At 68.0% G+C, this 16,555-nt stretch carries 13 protein-coding genes, 1 tRNA gene and 1 pseudogene; 2 read left to right on the top strand and 13 right to left on the bottom strand.

Features of this window, described 5'->3' with window-relative positions:
• Nucleotides 1-30: 30 nt before the first annotated feature.
• The 6 genes from NX1_RS06420 to NX1_RS06395 all read right to left on the bottom strand — a co-directional run bounded on the left by NX1_RS06420 (nucleotide 31) and on the right by NX1_RS06395 (nucleotide 5,858).
• Nucleotides 31-876, bottom strand: a complete 846-nt coding sequence (locus tag NX1_RS06420) for a helix-turn-helix transcriptional regulator (RefSeq protein ID WP_068055323.1) — start codon at nucleotides 874-876, stop codon at nucleotides 31-33.
• A 52-nt stretch (nucleotides 877-928) separates the two neighbouring features.
• Nucleotides 929-2,191 (bottom strand): FAD-dependent oxidoreductase, encoded by a 1,263-nt coding sequence (locus NX1_RS06415; protein ID WP_068055320.1) that lies wholly within the window; start codon nucleotides 2,189-2,191, stop codon nucleotides 929-931.
• Between the two features lie 83 nt (nucleotides 2,192-2,274).
• Nucleotides 2,275-3,255: an alpha/beta fold hydrolase gene (locus NX1_RS06410; protein WP_245668359.1), complete on the bottom strand. Its 981-nt coding sequence runs from the start codon at nucleotides 3,253-3,255 to the stop codon at nucleotides 2,275-2,277.
• A 114-nt stretch (nucleotides 3,256-3,369) separates the two neighbouring features.
• Entirely contained in the window at nucleotides 3,370-4,059 is a 690-nt protein-coding gene (locus NX1_RS06405; RefSeq protein ID WP_068055317.1) for an esterase/lipase family protein, read from the bottom strand.
• 445 nt (nucleotides 4,060-4,504) lie between these two features.
• Nucleotides 4,505-4,580, bottom strand: a tRNA-Thr gene (locus NX1_RS06400).
• A 72-nt stretch (nucleotides 4,581-4,652) separates the two neighbouring features.
• A complete protein-coding gene (locus NX1_RS06395; protein WP_068055314.1) occupies nucleotides 4,653-5,858 on the bottom strand; it encodes a DNA polymerase III subunit delta' in 1,206 nt (401 codons plus the stop codon).
• Nucleotides 5,859-5,998: 140 nt separating this feature from the next.
• Between NX1_RS06395 and NX1_RS06390 the strand changes: the two genes are divergently transcribed.
• Nucleotides 5,999-6,544, top strand: a complete 546-nt coding sequence (locus NX1_RS06390; protein WP_068055899.1) for a DJ-1/PfpI family protein — start codon at nucleotides 5,999-6,001, stop codon at nucleotides 6,542-6,544.
• Nucleotides 6,545-6,565: 21 nt separating this feature from the next.
• Here the strand turns inward: NX1_RS06390 and NX1_RS06385 are convergent, their stop codons facing one another.
• The 3 genes from NX1_RS06385 to NX1_RS06375 form a co-directional block, all read right to left on the bottom strand.
• A complete protein-coding gene (locus NX1_RS06385; protein WP_068055312.1) occupies nucleotides 6,566-7,069 on the bottom strand; it encodes a mycothiol transferase in 504 nt (167 codons plus the stop codon).
• A gap of 61 nt (nucleotides 7,070-7,130) precedes the next feature.
• Complete coding sequence (gene topA / locus NX1_RS06380) at nucleotides 7,131-9,944, bottom strand: type I DNA topoisomerase (protein ID WP_245668372.1); 2,814 nt, start codon at nucleotides 9,942-9,944, stop codon at nucleotides 7,131-7,133.
• An 863-nt stretch (nucleotides 9,945-10,807) separates the two neighbouring features.
• The gene (locus NX1_RS06375; protein WP_011206895.1) at nucleotides 10,808-11,014 is read right to left on the bottom strand and encodes a cold-shock protein; all 207 of its coding nucleotides are present in this window, start codon (nucleotides 11,012-11,014) and stop codon (nucleotides 10,808-10,810) included.
• Between the two features lie 397 nt (nucleotides 11,015-11,411).
• On the opposite strand from NX1_RS06375, the gene sftH reads away from it, so the two are divergent.
• On the top strand, nucleotides 11,412-13,829 hold the full coding sequence (sftH, locus tag NX1_RS06370; RefSeq protein ID WP_084501112.1) for a DEAD/DEAH box helicase: 2,418 nt from the start codon (nucleotides 11,412-11,414) through the stop codon (nucleotides 13,827-13,829).
• 336 nt (nucleotides 13,830-14,165) lie between these two features.
• Here sftH and NX1_RS37765 read toward each other — a convergent pair whose 3' ends face one another.
• The 4 genes and pseudogenes from NX1_RS37765 to NX1_RS06350 form a co-directional block, all read right to left on the bottom strand.
• Complete coding sequence (locus NX1_RS37765) at nucleotides 14,166-14,588, bottom strand: Rv3654c family TadE-like protein (RefSeq protein WP_281216030.1); 423 nt, start codon at nucleotides 14,586-14,588, stop codon at nucleotides 14,166-14,168.
• Nucleotides 14,589-15,169: 581 nt separating this feature from the next.
• The gene (locus tag NX1_RS06360; RefSeq protein WP_068055891.1) at nucleotides 15,170-15,541 is read right to left on the bottom strand and encodes a TadE family type IV pilus minor pilin; all 372 of its coding nucleotides are present in this window, start codon (nucleotides 15,539-15,541) and stop codon (nucleotides 15,170-15,172) included.
• Between the two features lie 116 nt (nucleotides 15,542-15,657).
• Complete coding sequence (locus NX1_RS06355) at nucleotides 15,658-15,858, bottom strand: DUF4244 domain-containing protein (protein ID WP_068055888.1); 201 nt, start codon at nucleotides 15,856-15,858, stop codon at nucleotides 15,658-15,660.
• A gap of 447 nt (nucleotides 15,859-16,305) precedes the next feature.
• Nucleotides 16,306-16,555, bottom strand: a pseudogene (locus NX1_RS06350) (type II secretion system F family protein); the annotation flags it as partial.

The raw sequence follows: 16,555 nt of genomic DNA, 5'->3' as shown, positions 1-16,555 counted from the left end.
GCGTTTATGGTGGGTGTGGCACCACCACCTTCAGGCGGAGTCGGCCAGGCGCAGGCGGGACAGCCGATCGAGGCGGGTCGCGGTATCGGTAGCGGGTTGCGGGTTGTAGAGAACCAGCGACCAGTCCGGATGATCGGCGACAGTCAGTGTCGTCGCGTCGAAGAACAGGTCACCGGCCTCCGGATGCCGCAGCGCGTTCACCGCCTGGACGGGAACGCCCACCTCGTGCCGCTCCCACAGCTCGGCGAACTCGGCGCTCGCCGACGCGAGATCGGCCACGACCCTGCGAAATTCGGGATCGCCGGGAAACAGCGCGGCATCGGCACGGTAGGCGGCGACCACCGCAGGAGCCGCCGCCGCCCACCGCTCGTCCATCGCGAGATAGCGCGGACTGGTGAAGTAGGTGATCAGGCAGTTGTGCCCGGTTCCGTCATAGCCGAACACCGCGCGCGCCACGTCGTTGTACGCCAGCACGTTCCAGTACCTGTCCCGCACCACCGCGGGCCGCCGACCCCACGCGTCGAGCAACTGCCGCACCTCGGGCGTCACCTCGACCCCCGAAAGATCAAGGGCGGGAGGAGGATTGATACCAGCCAGCAGATACAGGTGCGCCCGTTCCGGTCTGCTCAACCGCAGCACGTCGGCGATCGAGTCGAGCACTTCTGTCGACACAGTGATGTCACGCCCCTGCTCGAGCCACGTGTACCACGACACCCCCACCCCGGCCAGCACCGCGACCTCCTCGCGCCGCAACCCTGGCGTCCGCCGTCGTCCCGTCACCGGCATGCCGACGTCCGCGGGCCCGAGGCGCGCGCGTCGCGTGCGCAGGAAGTGACGGAGTTCCTCACGGGGATGCTGCGCGGATTCATTGGCCACGAATCACGGTAGCAACGTCGCGCACCCGATTTCGTCGCATCGGCCGACCTCCTTACTCCACCCCGAAACCGCTTCCATGGTCGCCCGCGGGGCCGACCCGGTCTCTCGGAGCGGGTGACGACGAGTAGTCGTCGACCGTCATGGCGTCGAAGAGGCGGGCACCCTTGGTGGTGAGACGGACGAAGGCCCGGCTGGGGCCCGCGGGCAGGGCGGAGATCAGGCGGGCGCCATGGACCAGTCCCGACACGCCGAGGCGGGACGTCGGGATCAGAGTCTTCGCCGCACTCAGCGCGAAAGCGTGGCTGCCGCGCACGTGCGCCGCCATCGCTCGCTCGTAGGCGGGGAAGGCGCGCTCGTGGTCACCACCGGCCCGCGCCAGCTCCCCGGCGAGCACGTACGCGCCGACGACGGCGAGGGTGGTGCTGCCGCCGACAGCCGGGCCGGGGCAGTAGCCTGCATCGCCGACGAGTGTGACCCTCCCCCGCGACCAGGTGTCCATGCGGAGCTGAGTGATCGAGTCGAAGTAGAACGCCGGGGTGCGGTCGAGTTCGTCCAGCCAGCGGTCCACGTCGGCGTGCAGGCCGCCGAACGCACCGCGCAGCAGCTGCTTCTGCCGGGCCACGTCGCGGTGGGCGTAGTCGAGCTCGTGCTCGCTGCGGAACAAGAACAACGCCCGAGCGTCGCCGAGGTGCCGCGCGCCGTACATTCCGGCAGTGCGGCCGACGCCGACGTGGATGTGGAGTTCGCCGTCGAGGCCGGAATAGTTGGGCAGGGTTATCACCCCGAGATAGGCCCCGATGAAGGCGCTGAAACGGGACTCGTCGCCGAAGACGAGGCGACGCACGGTGGAGTGCAGCCCGTCCGCGCCGACGACGAGGTCGAATCGGCGCGGCGCGGACTTCTCGAACCGCACCTCGCCATCGGGCGAAATCGCGGTGATCGAGTCGCCGAAGACATATTCGACGTCGTCGCGCGCGGCGTCGTAGTAGATCTCGCCCAGGTCGTCGCGCATGATCTCGACGTGCCGGTCGGAGGCGGCGCCGAAGACCTTGGACAGGTCCACCCGGACCGGTCGCCCTGACCCCTCCTGGTAGAGGCTCATCCGTTTCGTGCCGACCGCGCGCTCCTCGACGCGCGCGAGCACACCCATCTTCTCCGAGATGTTCATCGCGGGCCGGAACAGGTCGACCGCGTGACCGCCGGCCTTGCGCAGTGCGGGCGCGCGCTCGACGACGGTGACGGAGAATCCGTGCCTGGTCAGCCAGTACGCCAGCACCGGACCGGCGACACCGGCGCCGGAGATGAGAATCCGCATGGGCAGTTTCCTTACTCGACGAGAAATCTTGACGGCGAGCGCCGCGGCATGGACTCGAGTCCGGCCATGGCGCTCGGTCCGGCTCAGGAGATGTGGATGCCCGTGAAGGACAACAGGATTTCGGCAGTTCGGGCGGGATCCTCGACCAGGGGCGAGTGACCCACGTCCGGCATGGTCACCACCGTCGCGCCGGGAACCGTGCGGTATGCGGCGGTGGAGGTGGAGTAGCGCCACCGGCGGTCTTGCTCACCGAAGATCACCAGCAAGGGTTTGGCGAGGGCGGTCAGCCGGTCCGGAAGGGTCCGCTGGTTCAGATAGTCGATGGCGGCCGCCATGGTCGCTGTGATGGAGTGGTACGTCATACCGCGCAGGTCATCGACGAACTGTTGCGGGATCGGGAAGTCGTCGGTGGCGAAGGCGCTGCTCGAGGACTGACGGAGGAGTCCGTCGGTGCGTAACTGCCACAACGCTTCCCCGACGACCGGAGTCGTGAGCAGCCGGGTGACGGGACTGTCGGAAGTGTCGTCGGCGAGGCTGGGTCCGGTGCCGATGAACGCGAGCGCGGTCACCAGGTCGGGGCGTTGTTCGGCGAGGGAGGTGGCGACCGAGCCTCCGGTGGAGTGGCCGATCACGATGGCGTGCCGGATACCGAGCTGTTCCAGAACCGCGGCGACCCGGTTGCCCTGCTGCGGGATCGAGTAGCCGTCGCCGTCGGGTTTGGCCGAACTGCCGTGCCCGAGCAGGTCGATGCGGATGACGTGGTAGGAGTCGGTCAGTAGCGGTACCAGCTGGTCCCACCAGCGGGTGGACGCGGCGAATCCGTGGATCAGCACCAGCGCGGGGTGACCTGCGAGACCGTCCTGGCTGATATGGATGTCCCGACCGTCGACGGTCAGTGTCGATTCGCCCATGGCCGCGGCGCTCTGGTGGGCGGTCAGCACCGAGTTCCCGAGCAACAGCACGACCATCGCGCCGACTATGGCCGCAGCGACGAAACGGCGCCTGCGGCGCTTTCCCGCGGGTGATGTTCCGTGCGAATGGTTGTCGAGTACGGGCGAAGTCACCCTCTGACTGTCGCCGCTGGCCGAGGCCGGTGGCTTGAACAAATGTTCCCGGACCGTAGAAGATTCGGCCCCGCCTCGCGGATGCGAGACGGGGCCGGGCTGAGGTTCGGCCGACTACTTCACGAAGTCGCGCACGCCGTCGAACACCGGCGACGACGACAGCAGCCCGACATGGCTGAGGCACAGCGTCTGGGTATTAGTGGCACCGCTGAGAATGGTGCTCTGATCGGGGTTGATGATCTCGTCGCACGGTGACCACCAGGTGCCGTAGTTCACCTTGCCGGGGGTTTCGTCGCCGTTGTTGAGTTCGGCCAGGAAGGCCGAGCCGGGGCGCATCTCCTCGCAGGAGGCGTCGAGGCATCCGTTGGCGACGTCGGTGCCGTGATTGGGGCCGCCGATGGAGACCCAGTCGTCGACGAAATTCAGGCCGTCGAGATTCTTCAGGTACCAGCGACTGTTGAGACCGCCCATGGAGTGGGTGATGATGTCGACCTTGGCGGCACCGGTTTTCGCGCGTAGCGCATCGACCTGCGCTTTCACCTCGAGCGCGATGTCCTCGTTCGACTGTGAGCTGTCGTAGCTGAATCGTGCCATCTCCCCCGCCGAGTACCCCGCACCCAGGAACCGGCTCCACATGTAATCCCAGTTCGACGCCGATCCCTGCCATCCGTGGACGAAAAGGATAGGATCCCGTGCCGGCGCCGCAGCAGCCTGTGGCGTGGCGATACCGAGTGCAGCGGTGGCCGTCGCGACCAGGGTGATTGCGGCCATTCCGAGGCGGCGGATGGTCGATGCGATGTGCATATGTGTTGACTCCGATCTGCTCGCCGCATTGCGAGCAGACAGAAAACTAGCGCCGCAAGGTTAATTTCGCACACTGTGAAACTGGGCTAGTTCAACTTGCCGCCGGATCCCGGGGATCTCGCGGCATTCCGTGCGGAGATCGCGGGAGAAGCTGCGCAACTCCGACGAGCTGACCGCGCGGGACGAGTCGCGGGAGTCATACGGGCGTCGAGTCCAGCGCTTGGCTGCGACGCGGCGGCCGTGCTCCTCGCTGTTGGCCTGTCCGGGGGGGGGGGATGCAGTCCAGCACCGCGTAGAGCACCGCCCGCCCGGAGGTCGGAACATCGCGCACGCGTTGAAATGCGGGCTGAGCAGCAGACGTGCGAGCCACGCTGTTGTGACTTGATCGGGGTTCGGCCGGTCGGACGGGTGTCCCGGTTCCAAAACCGGCCTCCACCAGAGAATATGGAGCCGCCTGGGGGAATCGAACCCCCGACCTTTTCATTACGAGTGAAGCGCTCTACCGACTGAGCTAAGGCGGCGTGCCTTTCGGCGACGCGAGTCTATCGTCTCCGCGCCCGGATCGCGAAAACGGGTGGTCGTGCGGGGTGCGGTCAGGCGGATTGAGCGGCCATGATGGCCGCGACCATGGCCGCGAGGGCGAAACGAGGCTTGACGTTGAGGTCGAGGGCTTCGCGGCAGGCGAGCACGGCCTCGATGGAGCGCAGCAGGCCTTCGGGGCGGACGCGATCGGCGAGGTCGTGGATCTGGTCGGACAGGTCCGGATGCGTGAGGGTGACGCCAGAGCCCGCGCGGGCGGCGCCGAAGCGGACGGCGAGCGCGTCGCGGTACACCCCCGCCACGTCGATCAGGGCGCGATCGAGAGCGTCGCGACCGGTGCGGGTCGCGCGGGACTTCTGCCGACGCTCCAGATCCTTCAGCACGCCCGCGGACCCGCGGGTCGCGCTCGCCGCTCCCTTGCCGGTCCCGCCCGCGCCGAGCGCGGTGGCCAGCTCCTCGCGTTCGCGTTCGTCGCGGGCCGCGCTCATCTGCTTGGCCTCGTCGTCGGCGGCCTTCACCAGTTCGTCGGCGGCGGCGTAGGCCGCGCCCGGTCGCGCGACGGCTGCGACCAAGGCCAGCGCGCGCTGCCTGCGCGCCCTCGCCTCTTCGTCGGTGGCCAGCCGCCTCGCCCGGCCGACGTGGCCGCCGCTGACCGCGGCCGCCCAGTTCGCGGTCTTCTCGTCGAGCTTGTCGCGCTCCTTCAACACCTGGGCGATGGCCGGGACCGAAGGCGTCACCAAGTGCACGTGCCTACAGCGCGAGCGCAGCGTGACCGAGATGTCCTCCGGGTCCACCGAAGGCGCGCAGAGCAGGAACACCGTGCGATCCGGCGGCTCCTCGACAACCTTGAGCAGCACGTTTCCCGCCGCTTCCGTCAAACGGTCCGCGTCCTCGATGACCACCACCTGCCAGCGCCCGGTACTCGGGCGACGCGAGGCGACCTGCACGATATCGCGCATCTCCTTGGTGCTGATGCTCAGCCCTTCCGGCACCACGCGCCGCACGTCGCCGTGCGTGCCCGCCATGGTCGTGGTGCAGGCGTGGCACTTTCCGCAGCCGGGCGTGCCCGCATCCGTGCACTGCAAGGCCGCGGCGAAGCACAGTGCCGCGATGGATCGGCCGGAGCCGGGTGGTCCGGTGAACAGCCAGGAGTGCGTCATCGCGCCCTCGACCACGCCCGCGCGGGCCGCGATCGCGGCAGCCGTCAGCTCGGACTCGACCGCATCCTGGCCGACCAACCGATCGAAGACTCCCGCCACGGCATACACCCTAGCCGTCCGATCCGACACGTTCCCCCGGCCGGTCACGGCCCGTCGCCGCGCGACACGCGGCATCGATCGCGAAGTCGTTGACCGAGCTCACCGCACTGGCGGATCCTCGTTGCGGAGGTGGAATCATCGTGAGAATCCTGTTGATCGCCGGGGACGCCGCCGAAGACCTCGAGGTCTTCTACCCCTACCAGCGCCTGCTCGAAGAGGGACACGAGGTGGACATCGCGGCGCCGACCGTGAAGAAGCTCCAATTCGTCGTCCACGACTTCGCGGACGGTTTCGACACCTACACCGAGAAGCTCGGCCACAGCTGGCCCGCCGACCTCGCGCTCGCCGACGTCACGCCGGAGAACTACAGCGCGCTCGTGGTGCCCGGCGGCCGAGCGCCCGAATACCTGCGCAACAACCCGGACTGTAAACGCGTCGTCCAGCATTTCGCCGAGGAACGCAAGCCGATCGCCGCCCTCTGCCACGGCCCGCTGATTCTCGCCGCGGCGGGCATCCTCACCGGCCGCTCGTGCAGCGCCTACCCCGCCCTCGCCCCCGACATCGAGGCCGCGGGCGGCAAGTTCGTCGACAGCGAGGCGCACGTTGAGGACAACATCGTCACCGGACGAGCCTGGCCGGACCATCCCGCGTGGATGCGTGAATTCCTCCGGCTACTGAGCGAATAGGCGCACCTCCGCCTTCGGCGCTCAAAAGGCCCTGGAGTAGGTGCTGTTCTGCCCGTCCAGTTCTTCGCGGATGATGTCGGCGTGCCCGGAGTGGTGCGCGATCTCGCGCAGGATGTGCAGGATCGTGAAACGTACTGTCTGCCAAATTCTTTCGGGCGTCCACGGGGCGGTCGGGGTGGGGATGGAGGTGTCGAGGCTGTCCACGGTCCTGATCAGTTCGGCCGTGGCGGCCGCCACCTCGTCCCAAGTTTCGAGCAGACCCTGCACCGTCTCGTCCGGCGCCATGACGTACTCGCCGTCGAACTGCGAGACGTCCAGTTCGGCGTGCTCGTCGCGCGTCACGATCACCGAGGTCCAGTGCCGCTCGCAGTTGATCAGGTGGTGCAGCAGCCCGCCGAGGGTCAGCTCGCTGACCGTGGTGCGCTTGCGCGCCTGCTCGTCGTCGATGCCGCGGACGGTGATACGGAACAGCTCGCGCTGATCCGCCAGCATCGCGATCAGATCCTCGCGCTCCCGATCGGCCATGGTCGGTCCTTTCCCGGATATGGGCCGTACCGACCGAGGCTAACCCACCGGGAGGCCGCGCTCAGGACTTCTCGGCGGCCGTCTTCTTGGCCGTGGTCTTCTTCGCTGTGGTCGTCTTCTTGGCCGCGGCTTTCTTGGCGGTCGCCTTCTTCGCCGGTGTCTTCTTGGCCGCGGTCTTCTTCGCCGCCTTCTTCACCGGGCCGCGGGCGCGCCGGTCGGCCAGCAGCTCCGAGGCGCGCTCGTCGGTGATGGACTCGACCTCGTCGCCCTTGCGCAGGCTGGCGTTGGTCTCACCGTCGGTGACATACGGACCGAACCGGCCGTCCTTGATCACCATCGGCTTGCCGGTGGCCGCGTCGTTGCCGAGTTCGCGCAGCGGCGCCGCGCTCGCGGCCTGCCTGCCGCGGCGCTTCGGCTCGGCGTAGATCTTCAGCGCCTCGTCCAGCGTGACGGTGAAGATCTGGTCCTCCGACGCCAGCGACCGCGAATCGGTGCCCTTCTTCAGGTACGGGCCGTACCGGCCGTTCTGCGCCGTGATCTCTTCGCCGGATGCCGGATCTGAGCCGACCACCCGCGGCAGCGACAGCAGCTTCAGCGCGTCGTCGAGGGTGATGCCGGCCAGGTCCATGGACTTGAACAGCGAACCGGTGCGCGGCTTGGGCGCGGCCGCTTTCTTCGCTGTCTTCTTGGCCGGCGTCTCTTCCGCGGCGGGCTCGGGCAGGATCTCGGTGACGTACGGGCCGAAACGTCCTTCCTTGGCGACGATTTCGTTCCCGGTCTCGGGATCGACGCCCAGCCTGCGCCCTTCCTGCGGCGTCGAGAACAGCTTCTCCGCGGCTTCGGGGTTCAGTTCGTCGGGCGGTAGATCGTCGGGCAGATTCGCCCGCTGGGAAACCAAATCCCCTTCGGGATCATCGGGATTGACGACCATCCGCTCCAGGTACGGCCCGAAACGGCCGACCCGGACCACGACGTCGCGGCCCTCGGCGTCGGTGAAGAGCTTGATCGAATTGACCTCGCGGGCGTCGATGTCGTCGAGCTGCTCGCCGACCATCTTCTTCAACCCGCCGGAGCGCGCGACCGAACCCTCGACGCCGTGATCCCCGCCGAAGTAGAAGCTGGACAACCAGTTCCCGCGCTGCTCACGGCCGCCCGCGATGGCGTCGAGATCGTCTTCCATGGCGGCGGTGAAGTCGAAGTCGACCAACCTGCCGAAGTAGGCCTCCAGCAGCCCGACCACCGCGAACGCCACCCACGACGGCACCAGCGCGCTGCCGCGTTTGTACACGTATCCGCGGTCCAGGATCGTCTTGATGATCGAGGAGTACGTCGAAGGGCGGCCGATGCCGAGCTCTTCGAGCGTCTTGATCAGCGAGGCCTCGGTGTAGCGCGCGGGCGGATTCGTCGTGTGCCCATCGGGATTCAGCTCGACCGCCGTGACGCCCTGGCCCTCTTCCAGTGCGGGAAGCCGGGATTCGGCGTCGTCGGACTGGCCGCCCGCCTCCTCGTCCACGCTCTCCACGTACGCCTTGAGGAAGCCGGGGAAGGTGATCGTGCGACCCGACGCGGAGAACACGCACTCCTCGCCGGTGCCCGCGACGCCGGTGATGCGCAGCGTCAGCGTGGTGCCGCGCGCGTCGGCCATCTGCGAGGCGACGGTGCGCTGCCAGATCAGCTCGTACAGCCGGAACTCGTCGTTGTCGAGGCGCGCGTGCAGCTGTCCCGGCGTGGCGAAGGTGTCGCCCGCGGGGCGGATCGCCTCGTGCGCCTCCTGCGCGTTCTTCACCTTGCGGTTGTACTGGCGCGGCGTGGGATGCACGTACTCCGCGCCGTAGAGCTGGGTCGCCTGGGCGCGGGCCGCGGCGATCGCCGACTCCGAGAGGGTGGTCGAGTCGGTACGCATGTAGGTGATGTAGCCGTTTTCGTACAGCCGCTGGGCCACCCGCATGGTCCGCTCGGAGGTGAAGCGCAGCTTGCGGCCCGCCTCCTGCTGCAACGTCGAGGTCATGAAGGGCGGATACGGCTTGCGGGTGTACGGCTTGGCCTCGGCCGACGAGACCACCAGGTCCGCGCCGTCGAGCGCCTCCGCCAGCCGCCGCGCGTAGCCCTCGTCCAGGACGACGACGCCATTGCTGGCCTTGAGCTGCCCGTCGGGTCCGAAATCCCGGCCGGTCGCGACCCGCGCTCCGTCGACGTTCACCAGGCGCGCGCCGAAGGTCCGCGGATTCGTCGCTTCGGCCGCCTCGCCCGTACCCGCGTCCAGCTTGGCCGCGATGTCCCAGTACTCCGCGGAACGGAACGCCATCCGTTCCCGCTCGCGCTGCACGATCACGCGGGTCGCGACGGACTGCACGCGGCCCGCCGACAAACGCGGCATGACCTTCTTCCACAGCACCGGGCTGACCTCGTAGCCGTACAGCCGGTCCAGGATGCGCCTGGTCTCCTGCGCGTCGACCAGGTCCGGGTCGAGCTCACGGGTGTCGGCGGCCGCGGCCTGGATGGCGGGTTCGGTGATCTCGTGGAACACCATCCTGCGCACCGGCACCTTCGGCTTCAGCGTCTCCAGCAGATGCCAGGCGATCGCCTCGCCCTCGCGGTCGGGGTCGGTGGCCAGATACAGCTCGTCGGCGTCCTTCAACAGGCTCTTGAGCTCGGTGACCTTGGCCTTCTTGTCCGGGCTCACCACGTAGATGGGCTCGAAATCGTTGTCGACGTCCACGCCGAGGCGCGCCCACGGCTGCCCCTTGTACTTGGCAGGCACGTCCGCCGCACCGCGCGGCAGGTCCCTGATGTGGCCGACGGAGGCTTCCACCGTGTAGTTGCGACCCAGGTAGGGCGCGATCTTGCGGGCCTTGGTCGGGGACTCGACGATCACGAGACGACGCAGGGGACGGCCCTGGTCGGCTGCACCGCGGTCTCGTGTTGCCACCGGCGAAAACACCTTTCCTTCTCGACCCGCGCGGCGCGCTGGCGCGCGTTTGTGCACGGTTTGGGGCAAGCGGCGGCGACGCTGACATCGCTACCAGTCACGTTTATACCTTGACGCTGGTTGTGGTCGAGGCTTGCGACCCGAACCACTGAGCGTACGTGATCACTGCCGATCAGTATGCCCTGTTGTTTGCCGCGCTGGTGCGCGCGCGTTCGGCTGGCGCCGCTCGTCCCCAAGCCAAGGGACGCCCGGCTGTCGGATGGTTTCTCCGATGTATACGGAGTGAGGGAGCGGCCGGATGTGTGGCTGTTCGCCAATCCCTATGGACGTCAAGGGGCTTCGGCGCGGATCGGGCCGACCGGATGGTTCGGCCGATCCGCGCGGTTCTGTTTGCGGCCGGTCTACCGGTGGCTCGGGCCGGGGCGAAGGTCTGGACCGAAGCCGATTATCTCGGCTGCGGCGAACATGCGGCACCGCGCAACGCCGCACACTGGCCGAGCCGGGCGCCGGATCGGCTCGATTGCTCGGTGAACGGCGACGAGCTGGTTGCCGATAGCTCCCGGAGCTGCGGTTTTGCGTTCGCAGACCGGCTCGACTCAGGTGATGGACACTTCCCCCGGAGCGGCGCGACGGCTCACCAACCAGCCCTTTCGAGTGTCAGCGGCCATTGGGAGTCACACCGATTGGTACAGCAGGGCATTTTGTTCATATTTTTCACGAACAGAATGCCCTTTTCGGCTGCCCCGGATATAGCTCGTCCCCCACCTCCGGCGACCGGTGGTGGGGGACGAGCTGTAGATGAGCGCCGCTCAGCTGAGCGCGCGAACTCCGGTGGCCTGAGGGCCCTTGGTGCCCTGGCCAACCTCGAACTCGACCTTCTGGTTCTCCTCGAGGGTGCGGAAACCCGACCCCTGGATCTCGGAGTAGTGGACGAAGACGTCAGCGGAGCCGTCCTCGGGCGCGATGAAGCCGAACCCCTTCTCCGCGTTGAACCACTTCACAGTTCCCTGTGCCATTCTGTTCCTTCTCTTTTCTTACCGGAACGGCGGACAACTGGGTTCGTCCACCGGGTCCGTTCCGACCGCTGTACTCTTGGTTCCCCCTGCAGGAAAGCACCAAGCACACCGTTCGCAACATCGATCCTGCTGACGGTTTGGACTTTGGATCCGTCCCTCGAACACAGAAGCTTGCGACCAGGAACCAGTGAACCATGTCTTCGAGCAATTCAACAGTCGAGTTACCGACAATTTGCAAAAAAGTTGATCTTGCGAATGCGCAGGTGAGGGACACAATGCTCGAATCCGTACTTCAGGTTCGTTTGCCCTTGGATAACCGGTACAGCATCTGGCAAACGGACTGTGACCCAGATCGCTATTTGGTATCGAAATGGCTGGTGAGCCTTCCCAACCACGCATGTTTCACACTTTCCTCGCGTGTCGGGATCGCCACGCCGTGAATCCAACGGACCAGGTGGCGCGAACCGGGCGCGATAGCGGCCCCGGATACGGGCGATCGTTGCTGAACCGTGTCCAAACCGGAGGCCTGGACGGCGATCCTCGCCTCACTCACGTCGTAGAGCTGCCCGCGCGGGCCGCCGGCGTCACCGCGTGGCCGGATTGGGCGGCCCCTGACGTCGTCGAGGCCCTGCGCAATACCGGGATTTCGGCGCCGTGGACGCACCAGACCGAGACAGCCGACCTGGCGGCAGCCGGGCGGCACGTCGTGGTGAGCACGGGAACCGCGTCCGGTAAATCCCTCGGGTACCAATTGCCGGTGCTCACCGCGCTCCTCGAAGACCCGAAGGCGACCGCCCTATATATCTCTCCCACCAAGGCCCTGGGCGCCGATCAACTGCGCGCGATCGGCGAGCTCACGCACGAAGGCCCGCTGCGGGATGTGCACCCGGCGACCTACGACGGCGACACCCCCGCCGAGATCCGCCAATGGGTACGGGCGAACGCGCGGTGGATCTTCACCAACCCAGACATGCTGCACGTCGGCATGCTGCGCTCCCACCAGCGCTGGGCCAGAGTCTTCCGCAGGCTGCGCTATGTGGTCGTCGACGAATGCCACGCCTACCGGGGCGTCTTCGGCTCGCACGTCGCCCTGGTACTGCGCAGGCTGCGCCGGATCGCGGCTCGCTACGGCGCCGACCCGGTCTTCGTGTTGTGCTCGGCGACCACCGCCGAACCCGCGGCAGCGGCGTCCCGGCTGATCGGCGCGCCCTGCGTCGCGGTGACCGATGACGGATCGCCGCAGGGGCCGCGCACCGTCGCGCTGTGGGAGCCGCCTTTGCTCACCACCTTGACCGGCGAGAACGGCGCACCCGTACGCCGCTCGGCGACCTCCGAGGCGGCACGAATCATGGCCGACCTGGTGGTCGAGGGCGCGCGAACGCTCACCTTCGTCCGGTCAAGACGCGCCGCCGAACTCACCGCGATGGAAGCGCGCAGGCTGCTCACCGAGGTGGATCCTGCCCTCGCCGAGCGGATCGCCGCCTACCGCGCGGGCTACCTGGCGGAGGACCGGCGCGAACTGGAGACCGCCCTCTCCGACGGTTCGCTGCTCGGTGCGGCCAGCACCAATGCGCTGGAGCTCGGTGTGGACATCGCGGGCTTGGACGCGGTGGTGATCTCCGGTTTCCCAGGCACGGTCGCCTCCTTCTGGCAGCAGGCGGGCCGGGCTGGCAGGCGCACCCAAGGCTCGCTCGTCGTGCTCGTGGCCAGGGACGATCCGCTCGACACCTTCCTCGTGCACCATCCGGAAGCGCTGCTGGACAAGCCGGTCGAGGCCACCATCACCGACCCGCGCAATCCCTATGTATTGGGACCGCAGCTGTTGTGCGCGGCGCTCGAGTTGCCGCTCACCGAAGCCGAAGTGGACGAACTCGGCGCGCGTGAGGTCCTCGCCGACCTCGCGGCCGATGGCCTCATACGGCGTCGCGTCGCAGGTCGGGACGGCGCCGCGCGCTGGTATGTGACCGCGGACGCTCAACCGCATGACAACGTCGACGTCCGCGGCGGTATCGGTGCGCCGGTTGCCATCGTCGACGGCGAGACAGGCAGGCTGCTCGGCACCGCCGACGCCGGGCGCGCCCCCGCCACCTTGCACCAGGGCGCGGTCCACCTGCACCAAGGCGAGACCTATGTGGTCGACGAGCTCGACCTGGACGGCGGCGTCGCGTTCGTGCACGCCGCCGAACCCGGCTGGAGCACCAGCGCGCGGCAGGTCACCGACATCGCCGTGGACACCCTCGCCGGACAGCACCGCCACGGGCGCGTGACCAGCGCGTTGGCGCAGGTCACCGTGACCAGCCAGGTGATCGGCTATCTGCGCACCCTGCCTACCGGCGAGGTGCTCGACCTGGTCGAGCTGGATCTTCCGCCGCAGACCCTGCCCACCCGCGCGGTCTTCTACACCGTCACCCCCGAACTCCTCGCCGCCGCGGGCATCGACCCGCGGCATGCGCCGGGCGCACTGCACGCCGCCGAGCATGCCGCTATCGGCCTGCTGCCCCTGGTCGCCACCTGCGATCGCTGGGATATCGGCGGCGTGTCGACCGCCGAGCATCCGGACACCGGCCTGCCCACCGTCTTCGTCTACGACGGCCAGCCCGGGGGCGCCGGCTTCGCCGAGCGCGGCTTCGCCCAGCTGCGTCGCTGGCTCTCGGCGACCCTGTCGGCCATCGAGTCCTGCGCGTGCGCGACGGGCTGCCCGTCGTGTGTGCAGTCGCCCAAGTGCGGGAACGGCAACCACCCACTCGACAAAGGGGCCGCGGCACGGCTGCTGGCCGCCGTCTTGGCCGAGCTGAACGGCCCCGCCCGGGGCTGACAAATCCGCAGGTGACGGCGCGGATTTCGGTTCGTGACGGCAGTGTCCTCCGTCCGTGACCGGGGCGCCGTCTACGGACCGGTCACCGGCCGTCGGCTGCCCCTGTCGACTCCAGCTGTCCCGTCGCACAGGGGCACCGGGTGCGCCCGAATAAAGAGGATTAGATTCATGTTAACTAGGGTATTGCCATGGCTCGTAGCACGCGACGTGCGGATTCACCGCCAAGGAATTTCCGTACCCGCCGGTAAAATAGATATCGCATCGTAATTATTCGATTATTCCTATGGTTCAATTCGTGGTGCGTAACTAACACCGGCGAGTGCGCATACTCATCGGTCACTGTTCCTCCGCGACCGGTCCCGCCCGAGCAACCGCATGAACCGTAAGCACTCCGAACAGACCCATTGGTATATTCCGCGCCACCGCCACCGTCGCGTGCCATCCATCGATCCGGCACTCCTTAATCCGCGATCCCATCCGCCGCGCCACCTCCTCCCCTGCCTTACATCCCGCCTCGGCCCCGCCCTCCAATGCCCCGGCCGCCGCCAATGCCGCCAGGTCCGCTTCCGCCTGCGCCCGATGCCGCGCTACCACGACCATCCCCACCTGCCCGATCATCAGCGCAGCCGCGATCAACCCGATCAACGCCACACACGCGAACACCGTCGCCCCACCCCGCTCCCCTCTCTCCTTACGCGATCGATCGCTCCCTTTACTTCTGTGCCACGCTCCCCACGCTGACTGCGTCGATGGGCACAGCGACACCGCGTCGGATCGACGCACACCGACCACAGACCGCCAGTACAACGCCGCGTCGGGCCGCCACACACTGGCAAGACGGCCGCAGCGCAACGCTGCGTCGAGCCGCCACACACCGACCAAAGACCGGAAGCGCAACGCCACGTCGGGCCGCAGTCGACGGTCACGAACCGGTGACCGCCAACGCAACGCCGTCTCGCACCACGACCAAAGATCCCCAGCCATCAGCGCAACGGGTCGCCGTCGACGCGCTCCCACCGGTGACCGCCAGCGCAACACCGCGTCGAATTGATACACGCCCACCGGGGACGGCCAGCGCAACACCGCTCTGGATCGCGGTCGACACGCACGGACCGATGACCCGGAGTCCAACACCGCGTCAGATCGACGCACGACGATCAGGGACCGCCAGCGCAACAGCGAGCCAACTCGTGATCCACGGACGCCGACCGGTGACGGACGACGTGCATAGGCAGGCCACGGTGCTTTCATCCGGCTCGCCGATGCTCGTCGCGTTCGGCGAAGCAGTAACGGCGATGTTGACCTGATCCCGGCGCTGCGGGTGCAGTCGACCCTCCCGTTCACCGCGCTACCTCCGGCTCCAGGGCCGCGACCGCTTCGGCGCGCAGCTCGATGGGCAAAAGCGGTGTCCGCGCCGATACCACCGCCACCACGTGCTCGTGCTCCCTGCGAAGCGAGACGGCGGCGTTCGGCGGGGCGACACGACGGGCCGCCGCGGCGGCGTTGGCTTCGTCGCCGCGGGCCGCAAGTCGTGCTGCCTCGCGGGCGGCGTCGACGCAGCGGACCTGCGTCGACGCCGCGAGCAGTGCTCCGAGACAAACCATCACCGCGACGAGGAGGGACCCGAGCGCGATCGCCGCCTCCACCGTGACGGCCCCGTGATCGTCCGCGAGCCGACGAGAACCGCCACATCCTTCGGTGCACGCCGCGATAGGGCGGCCACCCTCCGTAATCCGACCATCGCCGATACGCCGGCTGGCCTGCACCGACATGGCGCTGCGATCACCGTGGATCCGACCAGCACCGACAGGTTGTTCGGTCGCCGCGACTACACCGTGGTGTTCAGGGCGCGATCGATGATCTTCGTCAGCGCGTCCACGATCGAATCCCCGGTCACCACTCCGTACAGCACCGCGCCGAATGCTGCCGCGGCGATCGTTCCGATGGCATATTCCGCTGTACTCATGCCGTCGTCGGCGACGGCTGCCCGCGCCGTGCGAAGGTGGAGCTGCGCAATGGCCGCCCGGATCCGGCCGCCGAGAGCGCGGGATCGGAACCACGAATCCGCCTCGCCCGCTGTGGTTCTCGACGCCACGGCCCGGCTGAGTTCCTGGCCTCTCGCGGTTCTCGGCATAGCCATACCGCACCGCGCTGCTTTCCTGCGCGACCTCACACGGATCCGGGCTACCCGGATGCCGACGATCCGGGCGACTCGCAAGATCGAAGACCTTCGTGGGCCCGCCGCCCCCTCCCTCGGACCGCGCAGCGCATGGACTACTTCGGCCGTCGAATCCCCTGCGGCCACTAGAGCGCGAGCCAACCGCTTGGTGAGCGCCCGGCCGACGACTCGTCGCCGCGCGCGATCCGTCGGTTTGTCGATTCGCACCGGCTTCCCCTTTCTCTCGAGCCCGCGCGGCCGATCCGCACGAGCAAGCCTGTTGCCGTCGAGCGCGACTCATGACGAGGAGGTCCCCGTTCATAGAAGACCTCCTTCGAGGACGCGGCCCGCCAGACCGATCACCACGGGCACGATGCCCAAGCACAGGAACGCGGGCAGGAAGCACAAACCCAGTGGCCCGCCGACCAACACACCCGCGCGTTCCGCGCGGGCCGCTGCCGCATCCTCGACCGCGCGTCGGTGCTGGTCGGCGAGTTCTCCGACGGCGACCGCCAGCGAGGCGCCGGACCGCGCCGAACGTCGCGCCATCCGCGCCAGCGAGTCGATC

The organism is Nocardia xishanensis NBRC 101358 (assembly GCF_001613365.1).
Classification (GTDB): Bacteria; Actinomycetota; Actinomycetes; order Mycobacteriales; family Mycobacteriaceae; genus Nocardia; species Nocardia xishanensis.
Note: the sequence above shows the minus strand (reverse complement) of the source record. Positions and strands in the feature narration are given on the sequence as shown.